The organism is Porphyromonas sp., from assembly GCF_030529325.1.
Taxonomy (GTDB): Bacteria; Bacteroidota; Bacteroidia; order Bacteroidales; family Porphyromonadaceae; genus Porphyromonas_A.
On record NZ_JAUMXC010000072.1, the window covers coordinates 1 to 6,137 of the forward strand.

5 protein-coding genes and 1 riboswitch are annotated in these 6,137 nt (G+C 42.9%); all 5 genes read left to right on the top strand.

The genetic code is table 11. The features are described from left to right. Nucleotides 1-221 precede the first annotated feature (221 nt). Nucleotides 222-572 (top strand): 50S ribosomal protein L19, encoded by a 351-nt coding sequence (gene rplS, locus Q4A14_RS08505; RefSeq protein WP_303171423.1) that lies wholly within the window; start codon nt 222-224, stop codon nt 570-572. A 209-nt stretch (nt 573-781) separates the two neighbouring features. Beyond that, the gene (purB, locus tag Q4A14_RS08510; RefSeq protein ID WP_303171424.1) at nt 782-2,128 is read left to right on the top strand and encodes an adenylosuccinate lyase; all 1,347 of its coding nucleotides are present in this window, start codon (nt 782-784) and stop codon (nt 2,126-2,128) included. Nucleotides 2,129-2,169: 41 nt separating this feature from the next. After that, nucleotides 2,170-2,396: riboswitch (cobalamin riboswitch) on the top strand. Between the two features lie 318 nt (nt 2,397-2,714). Further along, entirely contained in the window at nt 2,715-3,995 is a 1,281-nt protein-coding gene (gene serS, locus Q4A14_RS08515) for a serine--tRNA ligase (protein ID WP_303171425.1), read from the top strand. Between the two features lie 125 nt (nt 3,996-4,120). Beyond that, on the top strand, nt 4,121-4,906 hold the full coding sequence (locus Q4A14_RS08520) for an SDR family NAD(P)-dependent oxidoreductase (protein WP_303171427.1): 786 nt from the start codon (nt 4,121-4,123) through the stop codon (nt 4,904-4,906). A gap of 3 nt (nt 4,907-4,909) precedes the next feature. Next, nucleotides 4,910-5,911 carry an ROK family protein gene (locus tag Q4A14_RS08525; protein ID WP_303171428.1) on the top strand — a complete coding sequence of 334 codons (1,002 nt, stop codon included), beginning with the start codon at nt 4,910-4,912 and terminating at the stop codon, nt 5,909-5,911. Nucleotides 5,912-6,137: the final 226 nt, after the last annotated feature.

Sequence of the window (6,137 nt, forward strand, 5' to 3'; positions counted from 1 at the left end):
GAAGTGACTCTCCTGCATTCTTAAGCCCCAATACAAACATTTAGGACACTATTGGATAAGAATATACCTTGGTATCTTTTGATGATATGAGTACAAGTTGGAAAATCAGAATATTATGTGTAAATTTGTGGTCGCTTTGCGTAATCTCTGACAGGAAAGTATGTGAGACCTGTGTATATTGCGTTTAGTATTTGACTAATCAATAAAGCAAAACTGAAATTATGGATTTTATTAAACTTGTCGAACAAGAGTTTAAGAGCGGAAAGGAGCATACTCCTTTCAAGAGCGGTGACACTATCTCTGTACACTACCGTATCAAGGAAGGTAACAAGGAACGTATCCAGATCTTCCGTGGTGATGTCATCAGGATCTCAGGTCATGGTGACAAGAAGAGATTTACTGTACGTAAGATTTCTAATGGCGTAGGTGTTGAGAGAATCTTCCCTATGGACTCTCCATTTATTGAGGAAATCACTCTTCACAAGGTGGGTCGTGTGCGTCGTGCTAAGCTATATTACCTCCGCGAATTGCGTGGTAAGAAAGCAAGAATCCGCGAGCGTCGCAGTTTCTAATCTACAATTGTTCGAGGAGTAAGGCAGGAAAGATATTGCTCCCTGCTTAGTCCAAAGACACAAAGAGGATATGCCTTCGCTATGGAGACATGTCCTCTCTTGTTTTATTGTTCTGAACAGTACAGAGATGTGAGCGGAATGGTGTATATTTTACACCCCAATCATCGAATTTATTTACTTAACAATCTAATCGATAACATATATCTAAAATGAATCTTTCTTCATTGACCGCTGTGACGCCTATAGATGGACGTTACGGCAGACAGACATCAGTGCTTGGCAATTATTTCTCTGAGTTTGCTCTCATCAAATACCGCATTCATGTGGAGATCGAATACCTCATTGCTCTTAGTGAGACGATTGTGGTGTCAGAGGAGCTGTCTAAGGAGGAGGTACGCCAACAGCTACGTAGCATCGTGGAAAACTTTTCTGAAGCAGATGCTCTCAGAGTAAAGGAGATAGAAGGTATTACAAACCATGATGTAAAGGCAGTAGAGTATTTTATAAAGGAACGTATCGAAGGTACTTCTATTGATGCAGCGAGAGAGTTTGTTCACTTTGGACTGACCTCGCAAGATATAAACAATACAGCTCAACCGGTAATGCTGAAGCGTGCCATTGATGAAGTTTGGCTACCGATGTTGAAAGGAATTGTCGAGAAGGTCAATAACTGCGCTGACGAGTGGAAAGATATTCCTATGCTCGCTAAGACTCATGGACAGCCTGCCTCTCCAACCAAGTTGGGTAAGGAATTCAAAGTTTTTGCTTACAGGCTCGAGCAACAGATCAATCTCTTGGAGGCTATCCCTCACACTGTTAAATTTGGAGGGGCTACAGGTAATATGAATGCTCATCATGTAGCATATCCTAATGTTGACTGGAGAGGCTTTGCCCGCAAGTTCGCATCGAAATCTCTTGGTTTGCAGCTTGAAGAGTATACGACACAGATATCCAACTATGATAATCTTGCTGCTTTGTTTGATTCCATGAAGCGTATCTTTGTGATACTTATTGATCTCTCAAGGGATATTTGGCAATATATATCCATGGAGTACTTCAAGCAGAAGATCAAAGAAGGGGAAGTAGGATCTTCTGCAATGCCTCACAAAGTCAATCCTATAGACTTTGAAAATGCAGAGGGAAATCTCGGTCTTGCTATAGCTATGTGTGAACACCTGGCTCACAAGTTGCCTATATCAAGGCTTCAGAGAGACCTTACAGACTCGACTGTGATGAGAAACATGGGCTTGCCTTTTGCATACTCAATGATTGCCCTCTCAAGTCTCAAGAAGGGATTTGACAAGATATTACTCAATGAAGATGCTGTGCTCCGTGACCTTGACTCTGCTCTTCCTGTAGTTGCGGAAGCCTTGCAGACAATTCTTCGAAGAGAGGGGTATCCCAATCCATATGAGGCTCTAAAGACTCTAACTCGTACCAATGAAAAGTTGACTGGCGGACGTCTGGTCGAGTTTATAGAGTCTTTGGACGTGTCAGAGGTTATCAAGGAAGAAATGAAAAAAATCACCCCTCGCACTTATACAGGTGTATATTGAAGAAAAAGTGATAATATAATTTGCTTTATCTATTAGAATATTGCTAACTTTGTACCGATGGTGCTTGCGCAGGCATTCGTCTGTGTGGGTTAAAAGGGAAACGAGTGAGATTCTCGTACAGTCCCGCTGCTGTGAAGCCTCCATTGCAGGACACACTATGCCACTGTTGAAAGAGAGTATATTCTCATTTTGAGATGATCTTGAGTAGATGGGAAGGCGTGTCATGTAGAGGTCAGTCAGAAGACCTGCCATCCACGTGCATTCTGTATCTCTCTCGAGGGTTGGAGAGGTGCCACATGTTGATTTAGTCAAATCAAAATTTCCCTTTCACACAATCTAGACTAAGTTGCATGATGGTACGTAAGTACTAAAAAGATGCCGGGCATCTGTGAAGCTGCCTACATCGCTGCACATAAGGTAAGAGGAGTTCGGTACTTCGCTTTCTAGCATTGGTACCGGACCCTCTTTGTCTTTTATAATTATTGTACCTAAAGCAAGTTAGGAATAAGAATAATAATTACCTTTGTACTTGTCGTTGGATCAGCGGCATTTGTAAAAATCCAAACAGAGATAGAGATATAGTATTATGCTGACAACAAAATACCTCCTCGAAAATACAGAAGAGGCCGTCCGTAGATTGGCCATAAAGCATATAGATGCAGCTCCTATCATTGAGGAAATAAGGGCTACTGATGAGGGTAGACGTGCCACCCAAAGGGCGCTGGATGATGCTCTTTCGGAGCAGAATAAACTCTCAAAAGAAATTGGGCTTTTCATGCGTGAGGGAAAGAAAGAACTTGCTGAAGAGGCCAAAACAAAGGTCGCTCAACTTAAGGAACGCACAAAAGAGCTCGAGGTATCAAAAAAGGAGCTGGAGGATAAGCTTCATTCTCTTGTTGTTCAGTTGCCCAATGCTCCATCTTTGGAGGTCCCTCAGGGTAAGACTGCAGAGGACAATATCATAGAAAAGAGTGGCGGCACAATGCCAGCACTTGATAAAGAAACGATGCTCCCACACTGGGAGTTGGCCAAGAAATATGATCTTATTGACTTTGAACTCGGTGTAAAGATTACAGGAGCAGGATTTCCTATATACAAGGGCTATGGCGCCAGATTGCAGAGAGCTCTGATCAATTTCTTTTTGGACAGTGCTCGTGAGGCCGGTTATCTTGAGGTACAGCCCCCTTATGTGGTGAATGAAGACTCCGGTTATGGTACAGGACAGTTACCGGACAAGGAGGGGCAGATGTATCACGTCGGAGCTGACAACTTGTACCTTATTCCTACTGCTGAGGTACCGGTAACGAACATATTTAGGGATGTAATCCTCGAAGAGAAAGAGCTTCCGGTAAAAGTAACTGCATATTCTGCGTGCTTCAGGAGAGAAGCCGGAAGTTATGGAAAGGATGTCAGAGGGTTGAATCGATTGCATCAGTTTGACAAAGTTGAGATCGTAAGGATCGACAAACCTGAACATTCCTACGATTCCCTAAAAGAAATGGTGAACTATGTTGAAGGACTTGTTTCCAGGCTTGAACTGCCTTGGCGTATATTGAGACTTTGTGGGGGAGATATTAGTTTTACTTCAGCTCTGACATTTGACTTTGAGGTCTATTCGATGGCTCAGGACAGGTGGCTGGAAGTTAGCTCTGTCTCTAACTTTGAAAGTTTTCAAGCTAATCGTCTCAAGTGTAGATACCGTAACGCTGATCGTAAGACGGAGCTATGTCATACGCTGAACGGTAGTGCATTGGCTTTGCCGCGCATCGTCGCTGCTCTTTTGGAGAATAATCAGACTCCGGAAGGCATTCGTATTCCTGAGGCTCTCCGTCCATACACAGGTTTTGATATGATTCCATTACCATAGATAACTTCTACTTTGTTCTGTTTTAAGAGGAGGAAGCATATACGCATGTATGCTTCCTCTTTTCGTTCTTTATATGTATCTTTGATGTGCTTAGACTAAAAGTAATAATTTGAAAAACTATAGCTATGAGAGATCTTAAATCTATGTGTGCTTTGATTACGGGGGCTACATCCGGCATAGGACAAGCCACTGCAAGAAAGCTCGCAAAGGAAGGGTGTGGGAAATTGATATTGGCGGCTAGACGTACCGAGCGTTTGCTGGCTATGAAGGAGGAACTCGAACAGGTTGGCGCCAAAGTCTTCTGCATTACCCTTGATGTCAGAGATCTAAAAGCAGTGCGCAAGGCTTTTGAAACTTTGCCTGATGGTTTTAGTCATATAGATGTTTTGGTTAACAATGCCGGATTGGCTTCAGGTTTGGATCCTTTTGATAGAGCAGACATGGAGGATATGGAGATCATGATCGACACCAATCTCAAGGGACTCATATATGTATCCAAGGCTATCATTCCTTATATGATAGAACAAGGGCATGGACACATTATCAATGTTGCTTCTATCGCAGGAAAGGAAGTCTATGGCAATGGGAATGTTTATTGTGCAACAAAGCACGCTGTTGATGCTTTGACTAGGGGAATGAGAGTAGATCTTGTCGGGAAGGGGATAAAGGTCTCTCAGATAGCTCCGGGAGCTGTGAACACTGAGTTTTCTACTGTTCGCTTTCATGGTGATAGTGAACGTGCAGAGCATGTTTATGATGGATACCAACCGCTTTCAGGAGACGATATTGCCGAGTGTCTGTATTTTATTATTTCAGCTCCCGAGCACCTCAATGTTGCAGATATGCTTATACTTCCCCTTGCTCAAGGTGATAGTCGCACATTTGTCAGAGAAATAAAGAAAGGAGGCTGATGTATGATTTCGGTAGCTGAAAAACCATATGTCATAGGTATAGATGTGGGAGGTACCAATACCGTATTCGGTGTTGTAGATGCACGTGGAACAGTTCTTGCCAGTGGAAAAATAAAGACCTCTACACATGCGAAAGTCTCGGATTATATCGATGAGCTTGGAGATGCCCTCATCCCTCTCATCGAAGAAGTTGGTGGCCAACATCTTATCAAAGGAATTGGAGTTGGAGCACCTAATGCTAACTATTTTACTGGAGCGATAGAGAACGCGGCAAATCTTAATTGGAAAGAGCGTATCCCTTTTGCACACTTGTTGTCTGAGAAGACAGGACTGTCGGTTGCTATCACGAATGATGCTAATGCGACGGCGATAGGGGAGATGACTTACGGTGCTGCGAGGGGAATGAAAGATTTCATCGTAATTACATTGGGAACCGGAGTTGGAAGTGGAATCGTTATCGGAGGAAATCTTGTCTATGGACATGATGGTTTTGCTGGGGAATTGGGACATGTTATTGTGAGACGAGATGGTCGTATTTGTGGCTGTGGTCGCAAAGGATGCCTCGAGACATACACTTCTGCAACGGGGGTAACTCGTACGGCTAAGGAGTTTTTGAGGACTCGAGAAGATGCTAGTTTACTCCGTGAACTTGATGTCGAGACGATCACTTCAAAGGATGTTTATGACGCTGCTCTGAAGGGGGATAGTTTGGCATTGGAGATATTTGAGACTACAGGTCGTATCCTTGGGGAAACCCTTGCTGATGCCGTCGCTTTTTCCAGCCCGGAAGCTATCATATTATTTGGAGGTTTAGCACAGGCCGGTGCACTTATTATGGATCCTATAAGACGTAGTATGGAGGAAAACTTACTACATATCTACAAAGGGAAAGTAAAGCTTTTGATGTCTGAACTGAAAGAAAGTGATGCTGCTATCCTAGGAGCAAGTGCTTTGGGGTGGTCTGCAGATCGTGAGTATCTACAGAGAGTAACAACGATAGAGTAAGAATAAGACCATAATACAGAGAACAGTTGGGAGATATTGCTTGTATCTCCTAGCTGTTTTTTCTTTTGGTATTGATAGATCTGATCATTTTGTGTGCAAAAGTCTTTTTTAGGTCAATTCATTATTCAGATTCTTAAGCTTCCAGAACAAGGTGCCTACCTTAATGAATCGAGATACTGTCCTAAAAAAGTGTGTAAGCCCCATTAGTCCTTAACTTTGAGGTAAG